Raw genomic sequence first — 18,318 nt, 5'->3', positions numbered from 1 at the left:
AAAAAGGGCTTGGGGGAATAAATCCCCAAGCCCTCAAAAGGTGAGAGGTGTCTAGTCCCTCGACCTGGTGAGCGTGCTCTTCAAAAGAGCCAGCGTTCGGTTAAGCCTTCAAAGGCACCAGACGCGGAGCAATCATGTTTTCCGGGCGCAGGATGTCGGCGAGCATTTCTTCGTCGAGCAAGCCTTCTTCACGCACCAGTTCCAGCACACCGCGGCCGCTTTCAAGGGCGACACGGGCAATACGGGTGGCGTTTTCATAGCCGATGTACGGGTTCAGTGCGGTGACCAGGCCGATCGAGTGCTCGACCAGCTCACGGCAGCGCTCTTCGTTGGCGGTGATGCCGACGATGCAGTGCTCGCGCAGCATGTCCATGGCGCGCTGCAGCAGGCGGATCGAGTCGAAGATCTTGAAGGCGATCAGCGGCTCCATCACGTTCAGTTGCAGCTGGCCGCCTTCGGCCGCGATGGTCAGGGCCAAGTCGTTGCCGATGATCTGGAACGCAACCTGGTTCACGGCTTCCGGAATTACCGGGTTGACCTTGCCTGGCATGATCGAGCTACCTGGCTGACGCGCTGGCAGGTTGATTTCGTTGATGCCGGTGCGTGGGCCGCTGGACAGCAGACGCAAGTCGTTGCAGATCTTCGACAGCTTGACCGCGGTGCGCTTGAGCATGCCGGAGAACAGCACGAAGGCGCCCATGTCGGAGGTGGCTTCGATCAGGTCGGCGGCCGGTACCAGCGGTTGACCGCTGATAGTTGCCAGGCGCTGAACGGCCAGGGCCTGGTAGCGCGGGTCGGCGTTGATGCCAGTACCAATCGCGGTGCCGCCCAGGTTCACTTCGGTCAGCAGCTCAGGTGCCAGGGTCTTCAGGCGCGCCAGGTCTTCGCTCAGGGTGGTGGCGAAGGCGCGGAATTCCTGGCCCAGGGTCATCGGCACGGCGTCTTGCAGCTGGGTACGACCCATCTTCAGAACGTGGCTGAACTCTTCACCTTTGGCAGCGAACGACTGGATCAGGCTGTCGAGGCTGGCCAGCAGCGCGTCGTGACCCAGCAGCAGACCCAGGCGGATCGCGGTCGGGTAGGCGTCGTTGGTCGACTGCGCCATGTTCACGTCGTTGTTCGGGTGCAGGTATTGGTATTCGCCTTTGCTGTGGCCCATGGCCTCCAGCGCGATGTTGGCGATGACTTCGTTGGCATTCATGTTGGTCGAAGTGCCAGCGCCGCCTTGAATCATGTCCACCACGAATTCTTCGTGGAAATCGCCGCGGATCAATCGGGCACAGGCTTCGCTGATGGCAGCGTGCTTGGCTTCGCTCAGGTGACCCAGCTCGCGGTTGGCGTCAGCAGCGGCCTGTTTGACCATTGCCAGACCGACAACCAGTTTCGGGTAATGCGAAATCGGAACACCGGAGAGACGGAAGTTGTTCACCGCTCGCAGGGTCTGGATGCCGTAATACGCTTGAGCAGGTACTTCGAGTACGCCAAGCAGGTCTTTTTCTGTGCGGAAAGATGCAGCGGAGGACATGATAGAAATCATCTCGATATGGACCCGGTCTGTGCCGGAACACTGCAAATGCTAGGCTTGTGAAGAATTTTGGGCCAATGCTGTTAAACACTAGCCTATGCGCATTCGGCATAATGCCCATGTGACGCCGCGTGCGCGGCGAACGTGTGACCTAAATTGGTGCGTGTCCGGGAGGGCGTGATGAATCTGGAAAGCAAATGGCTCGAGGACTTCAGTGCTCTGGCCGCTACCCGCAGCTTCTCCCAGGCGGCGGAAAGACGCTTCGTGACCCAGCCTGCATTCAGCCGGCGGATCCGCAGCCTTGAAGCCGCGTTGGGGCTGACGCTGGTCAATCGCTCCCGGACACCGGTCGAGTTGACGGCGGCGGGGCAGCTGTTTCTCGTCACCGCGCGAACCGTGGTCGAACAGCTGGGCGAAGTACTGCGTCATCTTCATCACCTGGAAGGCGGGCAGGGCGAGGTGATGCAGGTTGCCGCCGCTCACTCCCTGGCGCTGGGTTTCTTCCCGCGCTGGATCGCGCAATTGCGTAATGAAGGGCTGAACATCGCCACGCGACTGGTGGCTACCAACGTTGGCGATGCGGTGCACGCGTTGCGCGAAGGCGGCTGCGATCTGATGCTGGCGTTCTATGATCCGGACGCAGCGATGCAAATGGACCCGGAGATTTTCCCGTCGCTGCACCTGGGGGACACCGAAATGCTTCCGGTCTGCGCCGCCGATGCCGATGGCAAACCGTTGTTCGACCTGGAGGGCGAGGCCAGTGTGCCGCTATTGGCCTACAGCGCCGGTGCGTTTCTTGGGCGTTCGGTGAACATGCTGTTGCGCCAGCGGGCGCTGCGATTCACCACTATTTACGAAACCGCCATGGCCGACAGCCTGAAAAGCATGGCGCTGGAAGGCCTGGGCATCGCCTGGGTACCGCAACTGAGCGTGCGCGCCGAACTGGCTCGCGGTGAGTTGGTGGTCTGCGGCGGTCCGCAATGGCATGTGCCACTGGAAATTCGTCTGTATCGCTGCGCGCTGGTGCGCAAGGCCAATGTGCGGTTGCTCTGGCGCAAACTGGAGGGCGGCACGGCCCAAGGCACAACGGGTTCCTGAGAACAATGAAAACCCTGTGGGAGCGGGCTTGCCCGCGATTGCGGCGTGTCAGGCAACATCATTGTTTGCCATGCCGGCCTCATCGCAGGCAAGCCAGCTCCCACAGGGATTTGTGGTGGATTTGATTGACCTTGAGGTCAATAAAACCGGCACTTTGCGCCGTATGACAGATGGTCGCATCGGGGGCTGTTTATCTGCTTCATTGAGGTATACTGCGCGGCCTTCGGCCGGTTTTACCTGGCCTTAATTCGTACAATCAAGCCACGCATTCTGCGTGGCTTGTTGTTTTTTGACGCGCCTGCGGGCGCCCAGAGAGAAGAGGCACGACGATGAGCGCACTGGTTGGCGTGATCATGGGCTCCAAGTCCGATTGGTCCACCCTTAGCCACACCGCCGATATGCTGGAAAAGCTCGGCATCCCTTACGAGGTGAAAGTGGTCTCTGCCCACCGCACCCCGGACCTGCTGTTCCAGTACGCCGAAGAGGCTGAGGCCCGTGGCATCGAGGTGATCATCGCCGGTGCCGGTGGCGCGGCCCACCTGCCAGGCATGTGTGCGGCCAAGACCCACCTGCCGGTGCTGGGCGTGCCGGTGCAGTCTTCGATGCTCTCGGGCGTCGATTCGCTGCTGTCTATCGTGCAGATGCCCGCGGGCATTCCGGTCGCCACCCTGGCCATCGGCAAAGCTGGCGCGATCAACGCAGCGCTGCTCTCGGCGAGCATCCTGGGCGCCAAGCATCCGCAATTTCATACCGTGTTGAAGAAATTCCGCGCTGAGCAGACAGACAGCGTCCTGGACAATCCAGACCCACGCATCGCCTGAGGTTGTTGACGATGAAAATCGGTGTAATCGGTGGCGGCCAGTTGGGTCGCATGTTGGCGCTGGCGGGCACTCCGCTGGGCATGAACTTCGCTTTCCTGGACCCGGCGCCGGATGCTTGCGCAGCCGCGTTGGGCGAACACCTGCGGGCCGATTACGGCGATCAGGATCACCTGCGTCAGCTGGCCGATGAAGTCGATCTGGTGACCTTCGAGTTCGAAAGCGTCCCGGCTGAAACCGTGGCATTCCTGTCGCAATTCGTCCCGGTGTACCCGAGCGCCGAAGCGCTGCGCATCGCTCGTGATCGCTGGTTCGAAAAGAGCATGTTCAAGGACCTGGGGATTCCGACCCCCGCGTTCGCCGACATCCAGTCGCAAGCCGATCTGGACGCCGCCGTGGCTTCGATCGGTCTGCCGGCCGTGCTGAAAACCCGCACCCTGGGTTACGACGGCAAGGGCCAGAAAGTCCTGCGCAAGCCTGAAGACGTTGTCGGCACTTTCGCCGAGCTGGGCAGCGTTGCCTGCCTGCTGGAAGGTTTCGTGCCGTTCACTGGCGAAGTCTCGCTGATTGCCGTGCGTGCCCGCGATGGCGAAACCAGGTTCTATCCGCTGGTTCACAACACCCACGACAGCGGCATTCTCAAGCTGTCCGTGGCCAGCACCGATCACCCGCTGCAAGCGTTGGCTGAAGATTACTCCAGCCGGGTACTCAAGCAGCTGGAGTACGTCGGCGTGATGGCGTTCGAGTTCTTTGAAGTCGACGGTGGCCTCAAGGCCAACGAAATCGCCCCGCGCGTGCACAACTCCGGGCACTGGACCACCGAAGGCGCCGAGTGCAGCCAGTTCGAAAACCACCTGCGGGCCGTTGCCGGTTTGCCACTGGGTTCGACTGCCAAGGTCGGCGAGAGCGCGATGCTCAACTTCATCGGTGTCGTGCCGCCAGTAGAGAAAGTGATTGCGATCGATGACTGCCATCTGCATCACTACGGCAAGGCGTTCAAGGTCGGTCGCAAGGTCGGGCACGCCAACCTGCGTTGTGCAGACCGTGAAACGTTGGCTGCGCAGATCCTCAAGGTCGAAGCGCTCATCGCCGAATAGTTTCATGTGGCAGCGGCGGAACCTTCAGGGGCCGCCGTTCTCTGATGGCAGGATGCCAAAGTCTGTCTAGGCTTTCGCATAGCCATTCAATCAGAGGGAAATGCCATGGGAATTATCGGAACCATCTTTATCGGCTTGATCGTCGGCCTGCTGGCTCGGTTTTTGAAACCGGGCGATGACAGCATGGGCTGGATCATGACCATCCTGCTCGGTATCGGCGGTTCGCTGGCGGCCACTTACGGCGGCCAGGCCCTGGGCATTTACCACGCTGGCGAAGGTGCAGGTTTCATCGGTGCGCTGGTGGGCGCGGTGGTATTGCTGGTGATCTACGGCCTGATAAAAAAGAACTGATTGAAGTGACAAAGCCCTCTCTGCGCCATCGCCGGAGAGGGCTAGAATGCTCGGCGTTGCCATCGTCACATTGTCCTATCCTTTGCCGAGCACTTTCATGCGCCGTCTTCTGTTGACTCTTCTCTTCCTGGGCAGTGGTTTGGCCCATGCCGGCGAACTGCCGGAAACCGACTGGCTCGAACTGATGCCCAAGTCGGACCAGAAAGCCCTCGAGGCCATGCCCGAAATCGACCACAACTCCCCGGAAGCCAACGGCACCTTTACCCAAAAGGGTGGCATGAAGCAGAGCAAGGGCTTGCCGGCGGTGATGTACTCGACCAAAACCGTGCCGTCGATGAACGACAAGCACATCCGTATTGGCGGTTATCCGGTACCGCTGGAATCCGACGCCAAGGGCCGCAGCACGTTGTTCTTCCTCGTGCCGTACCCGGGCGCTTGCATCCACGTGCCGCCACCGCCACCAAACCAGTTGGTGCTGGTGCGTTATCCACAAGGCTTGAAGCTGAACGATATCTACACGCCGCTGTGGGTGACGGGCACGTTGAAGATCGAGAAGGTCAACAACGACCTGGCGGATGCGGCGTATGCGCTGGATGCAGCGCAGGTGCGGGTGGTCAAAGAGTCGGATTTGTAGGTTTTTAAATGTGGGAGCGAGCCTGCTCGCGATGACGGTGTAACAGCCAATATTGATGTTGGATGTTATGACCTCATCGCGAGCAGGCTCGCTCCCACATTGGGGTTGTGGTGTTGCTTAGAGAGGTTTGCTGGCGATGCTCACGCCCAGGGTATGGCTCGTCCCCGGTGCCAGCGTCACCACATCCCCCATCACATTCGCCGTTTCAATGCACAGCATGCGCTGCCAGCCATCGTCGGCCATGTCGCTGAATGCCGCGGCGCGGTCGACCCAGGGGTTCCAGATCACCGCTGAACGCGAACCGCTGCTGGTCAGTTCTATGCGTCGTTCCCAGTGTGGGTCAACAATGCTCAGCTTCGGCGGGGTATTGAGATAGATGCGGTCAGTCTCGCCGGTAAAATGCAGATCACCGGTCTGGGTGACGGTTTTCCAGTCGTCCAGGGTTTCGATATAGCTCAAGCCATCCAGCCCTTCGACATGTACGTCGCGCACATCGCTGACCGCGAAATAGCTGTGCAAAGCCTGGCTGATGGTGACGTTTTCAGCGCCCTTGTTCTCGCTCGTCAGGCTGATGTGTAACTGCTCATCCAGACGAATGCTCAGCTTCAAGCCCACCTGATGCGGCCAGCCTGGCAGGCCGCCTTCGGGGTAGGGCAGGACAAATTCCACTTTCAGGCTTTCGCCCTCGGTTTCGATGCTGCCCAGTTCCCAGTCCATTGCCCGCACCAGCCCGTGGGCGGTCGGTGGATCCTGACTGACGCGCATGGCCTGGACACTTTGCGGGTTGCGCGACAGGTTACCGAACCACGGCCAGCACACCGGCACACCGGCGCGGATGCTCTTGCCGGTCTTGAACACCGCCTCGTCGTTGAGCCAGATCAGCGGCGGCTCGCCAGCCAGTTGATAACTGAGGATGTGCGCGCCTTGCTGGGCCACCAGCAATTCGGCCTGACCGTGGCGGATGCGCCAGCAGTTCAGTTCATCCAGTTTCACGGCTTCAACGTTGGGCGTGCTCATGGGGCAACTCTCGATCAGGAACAATGACTGCAATGGACCGCAAAACGGTCGCCGGGTTTAACGCACCGTTTTTTACCGGCTCTGGTTTAACGAGCTCTAGGCGGAACCGAACGAGTGCGGCCGCTGCCGTCGATGGCGACGAACACGAAGACGGCTTCGGTGACTTTGCGCCATTCGCTGGACAGTGGATCGTCGCTCCAGACTTCGACCATCATCTGAATCGAGCTGCGGCCGATTTCCAGGGCCTGGGTATAGAAGGAGAGCTGAGCACCCACCGCTACCGGCACCAGGAACGCCATGCGATCGATCGCAACGGTGGCTACGCGACCACCAGCAACCTTGCTGGCCATTGCGGTGCCGGCCAAATCCATCTGCGCCACCAGCCAGCCGCCGAAAATATCGCCAAAGCCATTGGTTTCGCGTGGAAGCGCGGTGATTTGCAGGGCCAGGTCGCCTTGCGGGATTGGATCTTCTTGTTCGAGCTCTATCATGCCGGGGGTGCCTCTGACCCGTGACTCTTCATTGGTACTTCAGGTTGAATAGCCGTCTCTAAGAAAAACGATTCAGCCCCGAACATACTACGTTCGTCACGTTTTTCGTAAGGCGCCTAAAGGGAAACTCTGCGAAATCGGCTGACGGATGCCAACGACGGTTTCGCACAGCAACCCCTTGCAAGCCGTTGCAATATTGGGAGTATATCGATCGGTAGACTCCGAGACGACCGTCCGGTTCTCATTTCGACCGTCAAATACGCGCCTCTATGTGCTTTTTCGAACAATTTGCTATCGTGCCGAACCTGCCCAAGCCTCCGCCAGCGTTGTTGAGGTTGCAGATCCGACTATAAGAGAAGCCCTTGCCATGACCACAGCGCCCTCGAGCATCGCGCAGCCCACCCAATCCTCACGTCCGCTGACCCGCAACGACTATAAGACGTTATCGCTGTCTGCCTTGGGCGGCGCGTTGGAGTTTTACGACTTCATCATCTTTGTGTTCTTCGCCACGGTGGTCGGCAAACTGTTCTTCCCTGCCGACATGCCCGAGTGGCTGCGCCTGATGCAGACGTTCGGCATCTTCGCCGCCGGCTACCTGGCGCGGCCGCTGGGCGGCATCGTCATGGCGCACTTCGGTGATCTGCTGGGGCGCAAGAAGATGTTCACCTTGAGCATTTTCATGATGGCCGTGCCGACCCTGATCATGGGCTTGCTGCCAACTTATGCGCAGATAGGTATGTGGGCGCCGATCCTGTTGCTGCTGATGCGGGTGATCCAGGGCGCGGCGATTGGCGGTGAGGTGCCTGGGGCTTGGGTATTCGTTTCCGAACACGTGCCGCAGCGGCACATCGGTTATGCCTGCGGCACGCTGACCTGCGGTCTGACCGCCGGTATTCTTTTGGGCTCATTGGTCGCCACCGCAATCAACAGCATTTACACACCGGTTGAAGTCTCGGATTACGCCTGGCGGATACCGTTCCTGCTAGGCGGTGTATTTGGCCTGTTCTCGGTCTACCTGCGCCGCTGGCTCCACGAAACCCCGGTGTTCGCCGAGCTGCAATTGCGCAAGGCCCTGGCCGAGGAAGTGCCGCTGCGCGCCGTGTTACGTGACCATCGCGGTGCGATTCTGATTTCCATGCTGCTGACCTGGCTGCTGTCCGCCGGCATCATCGTGGTCATTCTCATGACCCCGACCGTGCTGCAGACCGTTTACCACTTCGCGCCGACTACCGCGTTGCAGGCCAACAGCCTGGCGATCGTGTTCCTGAGCCTGGGCTGTGTGGCCTCCGGTGCATTGGCTGACCGCTTCGGCGCTGGCCGGGTGTTCCTGTTCGGTAGCGCCGCGCTACTGATCAGTTCGTGGACGTTCTATCACAGCCTGTTCAACCATCCCGACTGGCTGTTCCCGATGTATGCCCTGACCGGTCTGCTGGTCGGGACCATCGGTGCGGTGCCGTATGTGATGGTCAAAGCCTTCCCGGCGGTGGTGCGGTTCAGCGGGTTGTCGTTTTCCTACAACCTGGCTTACGCGATTTTCGGTGGCCTGACGCCGATGGTGGTGACGTTGCTCTTGAAGGAAAGCCCGATGGGGCCGGCCTATTATGTGGCGATCATTTGTGGTGTCGGGATTGTGGTGGGTGGATATCTCTGGAAGAAAGGTCGCTAAGCCGACTTTTTGCAACGTCTGCACCGACGCCTTCGCGGGCAAGCCTCGCTCCTACAGGATTAGCCTCATTTCAAAATTGATGCATGACCTGTAGGAGCGAGGCTTGCCCGCGAAGAACGATAACGCGGTCTGCCTGCGAAAAAATCAAATACTGGCCTTTCATCCAATTGTCATATTTCAGCCATAGAGTGTTCACACGGCCTGCTGATACTTGGCCCCGACTTAACACACCTATCTGCTAGGAGTAAGGCATGAAACTGAAGCGTTTGATGGCGGCAATGACTTTTGTCGCTGCTGGCGTTGCGACTGCCAACGCGGTTGCCGCTGTTGACCCGTCGATCCCGAGCTACACCAAGACCACTGGTGTGTCGGGCAACCTGTCCAGCGTCGGCTCCGATACCCTGGCCAACCTCATGACCCTGTGGGCTGAGAACTACAAAAAAGAATACCCGAACGTAAACATCCAGATTCAGGCCGCTGGCTCCGCCACTGCGCCACCTGCGCTGACTGAAGGCACCGCTAACCTGGGCCCGATGAGCCGCAAGATGAAGGACACCGAACTGGCTGCCTTCGAGCAGAAGTACGGCTACAAGCCAACCGCTATCCCGGTTGCAGTAGACGCCCTGGCAATCTTTGTACACAAAGACAACCCGATCCAGCACCTGACCATGGAACAAGTCGACGCGATCTTCTCGTCCACTCGTCTGTGCGGCGCTAAAACCGACGTAAAAACCTGGGGCGACCTGGGTGTGACCGGCGACCTGGCCAACAAGCCAGTGCAACTGTTCGGTCGTAACTCGGTATCCGGCACTTATGGCTACTTCAAAGAAGAAGCCCTGTGCAAAGGCGACTACAAGCCAAACGTCAACGAACAACCAGGCTCGGCTTCGGTCGTGCAGTCGATCAGCTCCTCGCTGAACGGCGTCGGTTACTCGGGCATCGGCTACAAGACCGCCAGCGTGAAAACCGTGGCCCTGGCCAAGAAAGGCACCACTGAGTTCATCGAAGACACCGAAGAGAACGCCCTGAACGGCAAGTATCCGCTGTCGCGTTTCCTCTACGTGTATGTCAACAAGGCCCCGAACAAGCCTCTGGCCCCGCTGGAAGCCGAGTTCGTGAAACTGATTCTGTCCAAACAGGGTCAGGAAGTGGTTGTGAAAGACGGCTACATCCCGCTGCCAGCCAAGGTTGCTGCAAAAGCACTGGCTGACCTGGGTCTGCAAGAAGGCAACAACGTAGTAAAAAAGTAAAACCCTAGGTCCGGACTAAACCCCGGACCTGCGTAGGAGCGAGGCTTGCCCGCGAAAGCGGCGGGTCAGTCAACATTGATGTTGAATGTAACGACCCCTTCGCGGGCAAGCCTCGCTCCTACAAATGCCGGTAAATACCGGCCCCCAAATTTCCGATCCACTGCCAGTTCCCGCTGGCGGCGGATTTGTTGCGTCACTGCATTGTCATCTTTCTGTCATACAGGATCGCTAGGGTGTGCGCATGAATGATCTGGCCAACTCCACCATGACTACAAATCCCCCCAAGCGAATTGACTTCAATACGCCTGAGCTGCAACGCAAGCGCCGTATTCGTGCGCTGAAAGATCGCCTGACCCGCTGGTACGTCCTCGTCGGCGGCCTCGCCGTTCTTGGCGCGATCACCCTGATCTTTTTCTTCCTCGGTTATGTCGTCGCGCCGCTGTTCCAGGGTGCCGACCTGACCGCCAAAGACGCCATCACACCCGCCTGGATGCAAGATGCCGGCAAGCCGCTGATGATCTCCCTCGAAGAACAGAACCAGGTTGCCATGCGGGTTTCCGACAACGGCCAGGCATTGTTCTTTGATATCGATACCGGCGCCGAACTGCGCCGCGTCGACCTGCCGATCCCGGCCGGCACCAGCGTGACCTCCATCGGTGAAGACCAACCCGGCCATCCATTGGTTGCGGTGGGTTTGTCCAACGGCCAGGTCCTGGTGTTCCGTCACACCTATAAAGTCAGCTACCCGGAAGGCAAGAAAACCATCTCGCCGGCCATCGAGTACCCGTACGGTGAAGCGCCGGTCGCGCTGAACGAGGCGGGTGGTGCCCTGGAGCACGTCAGCGTCAACGCTACCGATTCGACCCTGCTGCTGGCCGGCTCCACCGGTGCGCAGCTGCATGTGATGTCGCTGACCAGCGAAGAAAACATGATGACCGGCGAAGTCACCAACGAGCAGAAACGCATCGAACTGCCGCAAATGACCGAGCCGGTGAAGAACATCTTCGTCGACCCGCGTCAGCAGTGGTTGTACGTGGTCAATGGTCGCGCTCAGGCCGACGTCTTCAGCCTGCGCGACAAGAGCCTCAACGGGCGCTACAAGTTGCTCGAAGATGGCAATGCCGAAGTGACCGCCAGCACTCAATTGCTGGGCGGCATCTCGCTGATCGTCGGCAACTCCAAGGGTGGTCTCGCCCAGTGGTTCATGGCCCGCGACCCGGATGGCGAGCTGCGTCTGAAGCAGATTCGTACTTTCCAGATGGGCACTGCGCCGATCGTTGAAATCACCGCCGAAGAACGTCGTAAAGGCTTCGTTGCCCTCGACGCGTCCGGCAAACTCGGGGTGTTCCACAGCACCGCCCACCGCACCTTGCTGGTGGACCAGGTGGTCGACGGCCAAGGCCTGTTCGGCCTGTCGCCACGGGCCAACCGCGTGATTGTGGAGCAGGGCGGCAAGCTGCAACCGTTGCTGCTCGACAACCCGCACCCGGAAGTCTCGTGGAGCGCGTTGTGGAGCAAGGTCTGGTACGAGAACTACGACGAGCCTAAATACGTCTGGCAATCGACTGCGGCCAACACCGACTTCGAACCCAAGCTGAGCCTCTCGCCGCTGACCTTCGGTACCCTGAAAGCTGCGTTCTACGCGATGCTGCTGGCCGCGCCACTGGCCGTCGCCGCAGCGATCTACACCGCGTACTTCATGGCTCCGGGCATGCGTCGCAAGGTCAAACCGGTGATCGAGTTGATGGAAGCGATGCCGACGGTGATCCTCGGTTTCTTCGCCGGCCTGTTCCTGGCGCCGTATGTGGAAGGGCATTTGCCCGGCATCTTCAGCCTGCTGATGCTCCTGCCGATCGGCATTCTGGTGGCGGGTTTCGTCTTCAGTCGCCTGCCTGAGTCCATCCGCCTGAAAGTGCCGGACGGCTGGGAAAGCGCAATCCTGATCCCGGTGATTCTGTTTGTGGGCTGGCTGTCGCTGTACATGAGCCCGTACATGGAAACCTGGTTCTTCGGCGGCGATATGCGCATGTGGATCTCCCACGACCTTGGCATCACCTACGACCAGCGCAACGCTCTGGTGGTCGGTCTGGCCATGGGCTTCGCGGTGATCCCGAACATCTACTCCATCGCCGAAGACGCCGTGTTCAGCGTGCCTCGCGGCCTGACCCTGGGCTCCCTGGCCCTCGGTGCCACACCGTGGCAGACCATGACTCGCGTGGTGATCCTCACCGCCAGCCCGGGCATCTTCTCTGCACTGATGATCGGCATGGGCCGTGCGGTCGGTGAAACCATGATCGTGCTGATGGCCACCGGTAACACCCCGGTCATGGAAATGAACCTGTTCGAAGGCCTGCGCACCCTGGCGGCCAACGTTGCTGTGGAAATGCCCGAATCGGAAGTCGGCGGCAGCCACTACCGCGTGCTGTTCCTCTCGGCGCTGGTGCTGCTGTTGTTCACCTTCATCATGAACACCCTCGCGGAACTGATTCGTCAGCGTCTGCGCAAGAAATACTCGTCGCTTTAAGAAAGGTAGAAGTCTGTGAAACAGAACTCCCTGAATGGATGGTTCAAGAGCGGCGCCCCCGGCGTCTGGATCAGCGGTGGCGCGGTGTCCATTGCGGTCATCATGACCATTGGCCTGCTGGCGGTGATTGCCGTGCGCGGTCTGGGTCACTTCTGGCCGGCGGACCTGATCCACGCCAGTTATGACGTGCCGGGCCAGGCCAACCACCTTGTCATCGGTGAAGTGGTGCAGAAGGAAGAAGTGCCACGCGAGCGCCTGAAAAGCGCTGGCCTGCCGGTGCCCGATCAGGGCCCGGAGTTCATGACCCGTGAGCTGATCAAGGTCGGCAACCGTGATCTGAACGGCACCGACTTCACCTGGATTGTCGGCGAGTGGCTGACCAACCAGAAAACCCCGCCTGAGCTGATGACCATCGAGCGTCGCGAGTGGGGCAACTTCTATGGCTACCTGGTCAACGTCAAACAGGACGGCAAGGTCATCGCTGAAGGTGAGGCCGCATGGACTGAGTTGCAGGCGCGTGTCGATCGTGTCAACCAGCTCGCCGCACAGCTCAAGACCCTGGAAAAGGTCGACATCGGCGCGATCAACGCCGGTCTCGAGCGTATCCGTCTGCAGGGTCGCAAACTGGAACTGGCCGGCCATCTCGACGCTGCCGCTCAAGCGGACCTGGAGTCCGAGCGCGCCGAGCTGAATGCCCGTTATCAGGAAATCGAAACGCGTCTGAATGATCTGCACGCTCAGTTCAACCGCGACAGCCTGACCGCTCGCGACGCGAACGGCAAAGAAGTCGAAATCGGTATCGGTAAAGTGGTTCACGCCTACCAGCCGAACGCCATGGGCACCTTCACCAAGATCGGCTTCTACTTCAGCAAGGTCTGGGAATTCCTCAGTGACGACCCGCGTGAAGCCAACACCGAAGGCGGGATTTTCCCGGCGATTTTCGGCACTGTGATGATGACCCTGATCATGGCGATGATCGTGACGCCGTTCGGCGTGCTGGCGGCGGTCTACCTGCGTGAATATGCACGTCAGGGGCCGATGACTCGCTTGATCCGCATCGCGGTGAACAACCTGGCGGGTGTTCCGGCCATCGTTTACGGCGTGTTCGGTCTGGGCTTCTTCGTCTACGTGCTCGGCGGTTCGGTCGACCGGTTGTTCTTCCCTGAAGCACTGCCGGCACCGACCTTCGGTACGCCGGGCCTGCTTTGGGCCTCGCTGACCCTGGCACTGCTGGCTGTGCCGGTAGTGATCGTGGCCACCGAAGAAGGCCTGGCGCGGATTCCTCGCACCGTGCGTGAAGGCTCGTTGGCCCTCGGCGCGACCAAGGCCGAAACCTTGTGGAAGATCGTGCTGCCGATGGCCAGCCCGGCGATGATGACCGGCATGATCCTCGCCGTGGCCCGTGCCGCCGGTGAAGTGGCGCCGCTGATGCTGGTGGGTGTGGTGAAACTGGCGCCGTCGCTGCCGCTGGATGGCAACTACCCGTACTTGCACCTGGACCAGAAGATCATGCACTTGGGCTTCCACATTTATGACGTCGGCTTCCAGAGCCCGAACGTCGAAGCCGCGCGGCCGCTGGTGTACGCCACGGCGCTGCTGCTGGTGCTGGTGATCGCCACGCTCAACTTGTCGGCCGTATATATCCGTAACCATCTGCGCGAAAAATACAAAGCACTGGATAGTTAAATTTATAAGTCGGCGCGGCCCCTTGTGGGAGCTGGCTTGCCTGCGATGCAGACGACGCGGTCTATCAGTAACACCGCAGTGATGCCATCGCAGGCAAGCCAGCTCCCACAGGGACCGGCGCCAGACAGAGATTTTGAGTAAGCCGCTGGCCCGAATACCAAGCCAGCGGTTCAACGAACCGAATTTGTTAGCACAGGGAGCCTCCCATGCAGCACGAAGCACACACTCACGGCATCAACATGTCGGCCTTGGGCCGCGACAAACAGAGCCTGAGCCTCGAGCAGGAAACCGTGGCCATCGAAGTGCCGGGCCTGAGCCTGTTCTACGGCGACAAACAAGCGCTGTTCGACGTCAGCATGAACATCCCGAAACAGCGCGTGACGGCCTTCATCGGCCCGTCCGGCTGCGGCAAGTCCACGCTGCTGCGCACCTTCAACCGCATGAACGACCTGGTGGACGGCTGCCGCGTCGAAGGCGCGATCAACCTCTACGGCAACAACATCTACCGCAAGGGCGAGGACGTGGCCGAGCTGCGTCGCCGGGTCGGCATGGTGTTCCAGAAGCCGAACCCGTTCCCGAAAACCATCTACGAAAACGTGGTTTACGGTCTGCGCATCCAGGGCATCAACAAGAAACGCATTCTCGACGAAGCTGTCGAGTGGGCGTTGAAAGGTGCGGCGCTGTGGGATGAGGTCAAAGACCGTCTGCACGAGTCGGCACTTGGCCTGTCCGGTGGTCAGCAGCAACGTCTGGTGATTGCCCGCACCATCGCTGTGGAGCCGGAAGTTCTGCTGCTCGACGAACCGTGCTCGGCACTCGATCCGATCTCCACGCTGAAAGTCGAAGAGCTGATCTACGAACTGAAATCCAAGTTCACCATTGTTATCGTGACCCACAACATGCAACAGGCCGCGCGGGTTTCCGACTACACGGCGTTCATGTACATGGGCAAACTGGTGGAATTCGGCGACACCGATACTCTGTTCACCAATCCGGCGAAGAAGCAGACCGAAGACTACATTACCGGTCGTTACGGCTAGCAAGCGGTTGTTGCTCACTGAACTGACGCTGCGGTCCACCGCACCTTACCGGACGCTCCAAGGACGCCAACATGATTAGTAAAGAAGGCCTTACCCATCACATCTCCCAGCAGTTCAACGCTGAGCTCGAGGAAGTGCGCAGCCACCTCCTGGCCATGGGCGGGCTGGTCGAGAAGCAGGTCAACGACGCGGTCACCGCGCTGATCGAGGCCGACTCCGGCCTGGCCCAGCAAGTGCGCGAGATCGACGACCAGATCAACCAGATGGAACGCAACATCGATGAAGAATGCCTGCGCATTCTGGCCCGTCGTCAGCCGGCGGCGTCGGACTTGCGTCTGATCATCAGCATCTCCAAGTCGGTGATCGACCTGGAGCGCATTGGTGATGAAGCCACCAAGATCGCCCGTCGTGCCATTCAGTTGTGCGAAGAAGGCGAAGCCCCACGCGGTTACGTCGAGGTTCGCCACATCGGTGACCAAGTGCGCAACATGGTTCGCGATGCCCTGGACGCGTTTGCCCGCTTCGACGCCGACCTGGCGTTGTCGGTGGCGCAGTACGACAAGATCATCGACCGCGAATACAAGACTGCATTGCGCGAGCTGGCCACCTACATGATGGAAGACCCGCGCTCTATCTCGCGGGTCTTGAGCATTATCTGGGTGCTGCGTTCCCTGGAACGGATCGGCGACCATGCGCGCAATATCTCGGAACTGGTGATTTACCTGGTGCGCGGCACCGACGTGCGTCACCTGGGCCTCAAGCGCATGAAAGAAGAAGTTGAAGGCACAAGTGCCGAAACCGCTAATGTTCCGGGCAAAGCTGACGATAAGTAGGATTGCCCCTGGGAAAGCGCCCGGCCCTTTGGCTGGGCGTTTTTGTTTGTGTGGCTTTTGAATTGAAAAGCAGCACCCGCGAACGAAAAGTCCCGGCGTGACTGAAGAGTTTTGGCAAAGTGCCATCAGCCAGCGTTATGCTTGCCGGGATTTTTAAAGGGGTGTTGGATGAGCAAGATCAGTGTGTTGGTCGTGGACGATGCAGCGTTCATTCGTGACCTGGTAAAGAAGTGTCTGCGTAACTATTTCCCGGGTATCCGGACCGAAGATGCCATCAATGGCAAAAAGGCCCAGGCCATGCTGGCCAAGGAAGCGTTCGACCTCGTCCTGTGCGACTGGGAAATGCCGGAAATGTCTGGTCTGGAACTGCTGACCTGGTGCCGCGAGCAGGACAACCTCAAGACCATGCCCTTCGTGATGGTGACCAGCCGTGGCGACAAGGAGAACGTGGTCCAGGCGATTCAGGCCGGCGTTTCCGGCTACGTCAGCAAGCCGTTCACCAACGAGCAACTGCTGACCAAGGTCAAGCAGGCCCTGAACAAGGTCGGCAAACTTGACGCCTTGATGAGCGGTGCGCCGACCAAAATAAACTCGGCGTTCGGCAACGATTCCCTGAGCGCGTTGACCGGTGGCAAGGCTGCTGTCGTCGCCGCCGCACCAGCCCCGGCTGCCGCACCGTCTCGCGGCTTGCTCAACAGCCCGCCGGTCAAGGCACCGGTCGCTGCTTCCGCGCCTGCCAGCGGGCGCGGTCAAGGCCAGCTGCGCTTGCCGAGCGGCATTCAACAATGCGTGATCAAGGCCTTGAGCATCAAGGAAGCGTTGCTGGTGGTGAAGCGCACCGACACCCTGCCGCAAGTCCTCGACAGCGCCGTACTGGACCTGGAGCAGGGCGACAACGCCGAAATCGCCCGTCTCAACGGCTACCTGCACGCCATCGTCGCCCACGAGCCGAAGCCTGATAGCGAGTGGCTGCAACTGACCTTCCGCTTTGTCGACCAGGATGCGCAGAAGCTCGACTACATCTCCCGCCTGATCGCCCGTGGCACCGCGCAGAAGCATTTCGTACCGGGCGCGTAATCTTCGCCGCCTGACAGTCCGTCTTCGCGGGCAAGCCTCGCTCCTACAGGTTCACCGTTTACCTGTGGGAGCGAGGCTTGCCCGCGAAGGGGCCATCGAATGCACCGCACATCCCCTGAACCGCCAATTCTGAAACATCTGTCGACTACGCTGGTCCATTTCAGCTGCTAGGCTCTTTTCCAGGCCTTACTCGACAGAATCTTGCCCATGCTCGCGCGCCTGCTGTTTTTCTGTGGTCTGTTCATGGCCTCCACCTCGGCTGTGGCCATGACGATTTATCGGTCCACCGACGCCAGTGGCGTGGTCTCTTACAGCGATCGCCCCACCAAAGGCGCGAAGGTGTTCGTTTTTCGCGACCGGATGGTCGAGCGCCTTGAGCGGCAGGTGTACCTCGATATCAAGAAGCAGAGGGGCATGGACAGTGTGTTCGTGCGCAACGATCTGTATGCGCCGGTCGAGATCGAGCTGAGTTTTGCCGGGCTGAGTAACGTCAGCGGCGCGCCGAGCCGACCGATCCGTCGGGTCATGCCGGCGCGCAGCAACCTTCGCCTGGCGTTGCTCAAGGCGACAAAGGCCGGAAAGCCGTTGGTCTACACCCCAAGGTTCGAATATTCACTGGGTGACCCCTCAGGGGCTGCCATGGCCTATCGATACCCGCTGCCTTGGCGTGGCGGGCCGTTTCGGCTGAGTCAGGGCGCCAATGGCCAATACAGCCACTACGGGCCGAAGAACCGTTATGCGATGGACATTGCCATGCCCGAAGGCACGCCGATCATCGCGGCGCGCGGCGGGATGGTGGTGAAAACCGAGAATGGCCAGACCGGGCGCGGCAACGATCCGTCGGGCAATTTCGTGCGGGTATTGCACGATGACGGGACCATGGGCGTGTACCTGCACCTCAAGAAAGGTTCGGTCAGCGTACGGGAAGGTCAGCGAGTGACGGTGGGCAGTGCGCTGGCGCTGTCGGGCAACACCGGCAACAGCAGCGGCCCGCACCTGCACTTCGTGGTGCAGCGCAATACCGGGTTGGGGCTGGTATCGATTCCGTACCAGTTCAATCAACCGGTAGGCGCGTTGCCCAACTTTGCGTTGGGCAAGCAGTGATGGGTTGCCAGACCCAACGCCATCGCGGGCAAGCCCGCTCCCACAGGTCCTGCGTAAGTCCTTGTGGGAGCGGGCTTGCCCGCGAAGAGATCGACGCGGATCTGGAT

Annotated in this window: 16 protein-coding genes; 13 read left to right on the top strand and 3 right to left on the bottom strand. The window is 60.0% G+C overall.

All coding sequences use genetic code 11. The annotated features are described in order from the left end of the window. Positions 1-100: 100 nt before the first annotated feature. Positions 101-1,525, bottom strand: coding sequence for an aspartate ammonia-lyase (aspA, locus tag AB7M22_RS26620; RefSeq protein ID WP_007896503.1), 1,425 nt, complete (start codon positions 1,523-1,525; stop codon positions 101-103). A 180-nt stretch (positions 1,526-1,705) separates the two neighbouring features. On the opposite strand from aspA, the gene AB7M22_RS26615 reads away from it, so the two are divergent. The 5 genes from AB7M22_RS26615 to AB7M22_RS26595 all read left to right on the top strand — a co-directional run bounded on the left by AB7M22_RS26615 (position 1,706) and on the right by AB7M22_RS26595 (position 5,523). Beyond that, positions 1,706-2,623: a LysR substrate-binding domain-containing protein gene (locus AB7M22_RS26615; RefSeq protein WP_007896502.1), complete on the top strand. Its 918-nt coding sequence runs from the start codon at positions 1,706-1,708 to the stop codon at positions 2,621-2,623. 329 nt (positions 2,624-2,952) lie between these two features. Next, on the top strand, positions 2,953-3,444 hold the full coding sequence (purE, locus tag AB7M22_RS26610; RefSeq protein WP_003196369.1) for a 5-(carboxyamino)imidazole ribonucleotide mutase: 492 nt from the start codon (positions 2,953-2,955) through the stop codon (positions 3,442-3,444). An 11-nt stretch (positions 3,445-3,455) separates the two neighbouring features. Continuing rightward, positions 3,456-4,538, top strand: coding sequence for a 5-(carboxyamino)imidazole ribonucleotide synthase (locus tag AB7M22_RS26605; RefSeq protein WP_008007760.1), 1,083 nt, complete (start codon positions 3,456-3,458; stop codon positions 4,536-4,538). A gap of 105 nt (positions 4,539-4,643) precedes the next feature. After that, the gene (locus AB7M22_RS26600) at positions 4,644-4,889 is read left to right on the top strand and encodes a GlsB/YeaQ/YmgE family stress response membrane protein (protein ID WP_027926291.1); all 246 of its coding nucleotides are present in this window, start codon (positions 4,644-4,646) and stop codon (positions 4,887-4,889) included. A 97-nt stretch (positions 4,890-4,986) separates the two neighbouring features. Further along, on the top strand, positions 4,987-5,523 hold the full coding sequence (locus AB7M22_RS26595) for a DUF3299 domain-containing protein (protein WP_454188262.1): 537 nt from the start codon (positions 4,987-4,989) through the stop codon (positions 5,521-5,523). Between the two features lie 117 nt (positions 5,524-5,640). On the opposite strand, the gene AB7M22_RS26590 is transcribed toward AB7M22_RS26595, so the two are convergent. After that, complete coding sequence (locus AB7M22_RS26590) at positions 5,641-6,540, bottom strand: D-hexose-6-phosphate mutarotase (RefSeq protein ID WP_454188261.1); 900 nt, start codon at positions 6,538-6,540, stop codon at positions 5,641-5,643. Between the two features lie 86 nt (positions 6,541-6,626). Further along, entirely contained in the window at positions 6,627-7,031 is a 405-nt protein-coding gene (locus AB7M22_RS26585) for an acyl-CoA thioesterase (protein WP_007896491.1), read from the bottom strand. A gap of 367 nt (positions 7,032-7,398) precedes the next feature. Here AB7M22_RS26585 and AB7M22_RS26580 point away from each other — a divergent pair, with 367 nt between their 5' ends. The 8 genes from AB7M22_RS26580 (at position 7,399) to AB7M22_RS26545 (ending at position 18,211) form a co-directional block, all read left to right on the top strand. After that, positions 7,399-8,697 (top strand): MFS transporter, encoded by a 1,299-nt coding sequence (locus AB7M22_RS26580; RefSeq protein WP_454188260.1) that lies wholly within the window; start codon positions 7,399-7,401, stop codon positions 8,695-8,697. 251 nt (positions 8,698-8,948) lie between these two features. Beyond that, entirely contained in the window at positions 8,949-9,947 is a 999-nt protein-coding gene (locus AB7M22_RS26575) for a phosphate ABC transporter substrate-binding protein PstS family protein (RefSeq protein WP_454188259.1), read from the top strand. A gap of 490 nt (positions 9,948-10,437) precedes the next feature. Beyond that, entirely contained in the window at positions 10,438-12,471 is a 2,034-nt protein-coding gene (locus AB7M22_RS26570; RefSeq protein ID WP_454188861.1) for an ABC transporter permease subunit, read from the top strand. A 15-nt stretch (positions 12,472-12,486) separates the two neighbouring features. Further along, on the top strand, positions 12,487-14,157 hold the full coding sequence (gene pstA, locus AB7M22_RS26565) for a phosphate ABC transporter permease PstA (protein ID WP_454188258.1): 1,671 nt from the start codon (positions 12,487-12,489) through the stop codon (positions 14,155-14,157). Between the two features lie 206 nt (positions 14,158-14,363). Further along, positions 14,364-15,197 carry a phosphate ABC transporter ATP-binding protein PstB gene (gene pstB, locus AB7M22_RS26560; RefSeq protein WP_007896484.1) on the top strand — a complete coding sequence of 278 codons (834 nt, stop codon included), beginning with the start codon at positions 14,364-14,366 and terminating at the stop codon, positions 15,195-15,197. A gap of 71 nt (positions 15,198-15,268) precedes the next feature. Continuing rightward, positions 15,269-16,030 (top strand): phosphate signaling complex protein PhoU, encoded by a 762-nt coding sequence (gene phoU, locus AB7M22_RS26555; RefSeq protein ID WP_008073516.1) that lies wholly within the window; start codon positions 15,269-15,271, stop codon positions 16,028-16,030. A 168-nt stretch (positions 16,031-16,198) separates the two neighbouring features. Beyond that, the gene (locus AB7M22_RS26550; RefSeq protein WP_454188257.1) at positions 16,199-17,107 is read left to right on the top strand and encodes a response regulator; all 909 of its coding nucleotides are present in this window, start codon (positions 16,199-16,201) and stop codon (positions 17,105-17,107) included. A 207-nt stretch (positions 17,108-17,314) separates the two neighbouring features. After that, positions 17,315-18,211 (top strand): peptidoglycan DD-metalloendopeptidase family protein, encoded by an 897-nt coding sequence (locus AB7M22_RS26545; RefSeq protein ID WP_008007740.1) that lies wholly within the window; start codon positions 17,315-17,317, stop codon positions 18,209-18,211. Positions 18,212-18,318 lie beyond the last annotated feature (107 nt).

Source organism: Pseudomonas sp. ADAK2 TE3594 (assembly GCF_053628675.1).
This window is presented reverse-complemented; position numbering and strand designations above follow the sequence as displayed.

Bases quoted from the DNA above. Each gene is read 5' to 3' on its own strand.
- aspA (WP_007896503.1), bottom strand. From the start codon at position 1,525: ATGTCCTCCGCTGCATCTTTCCGCACAGAAAAAGACCTGCTTGGCGTA.
- AB7M22_RS26615 (WP_007896502.1), top strand. From the start codon at position 1,706: ATGAATCTGGAAAGCAAATGGCTCGAGGACTTCAGTGCTCTGGCCGCT.
- purE (WP_003196369.1), top strand. From the start codon at position 2,953: ATGAGCGCACTGGTTGGCGTGATCATGGGCTCCAAGTCCGATTGGTCC.
- AB7M22_RS26605 (WP_008007760.1), top strand. From the start codon at position 3,456: ATGAAAATCGGTGTAATCGGTGGCGGCCAGTTGGGTCGCATGTTGGCG.
- AB7M22_RS26600 (WP_027926291.1), top strand. From the start codon at position 4,644: ATGGGAATTATCGGAACCATCTTTATCGGCTTGATCGTCGGCCTGCTG.
- AB7M22_RS26595 (WP_454188262.1), top strand. From the start codon at position 4,987: ATGCGCCGTCTTCTGTTGACTCTTCTCTTCCTGGGCAGTGGTTTGGCC.
- AB7M22_RS26590 (WP_454188261.1), bottom strand. From the start codon at position 6,540: ATGAGCACGCCCAACGTTGAAGCCGTGAAACTGGATGAACTGAACTGC.
- AB7M22_RS26585 (WP_007896491.1), bottom strand. From the start codon at position 7,031: ATGATAGAGCTCGAACAAGAAGATCCAATCCCGCAAGGCGACCTGGCC.
- AB7M22_RS26580 (WP_454188260.1), top strand. From the start codon at position 7,399: ATGACCACAGCGCCCTCGAGCATCGCGCAGCCCACCCAATCCTCACGT.
- AB7M22_RS26575 (WP_454188259.1), top strand. From the start codon at position 8,949: ATGAAACTGAAGCGTTTGATGGCGGCAATGACTTTTGTCGCTGCTGGC.
- AB7M22_RS26570 (WP_454188861.1), top strand. From the start codon at position 10,438: ATGCAAGATGCCGGCAAGCCGCTGATGATCTCCCTCGAAGAACAGAAC.
- pstB (WP_007896484.1), top strand. From the start codon at position 14,364: ATGCAGCACGAAGCACACACTCACGGCATCAACATGTCGGCCTTGGGC.
- phoU (WP_008073516.1), top strand. From the start codon at position 15,269: ATGATTAGTAAAGAAGGCCTTACCCATCACATCTCCCAGCAGTTCAAC.
- AB7M22_RS26550 (WP_454188257.1), top strand. From the start codon at position 16,199: ATGAGCAAGATCAGTGTGTTGGTCGTGGACGATGCAGCGTTCATTCGT.
- AB7M22_RS26545 (WP_008007740.1), top strand. From the start codon at position 17,315: ATGCTCGCGCGCCTGCTGTTTTTCTGTGGTCTGTTCATGGCCTCCACC.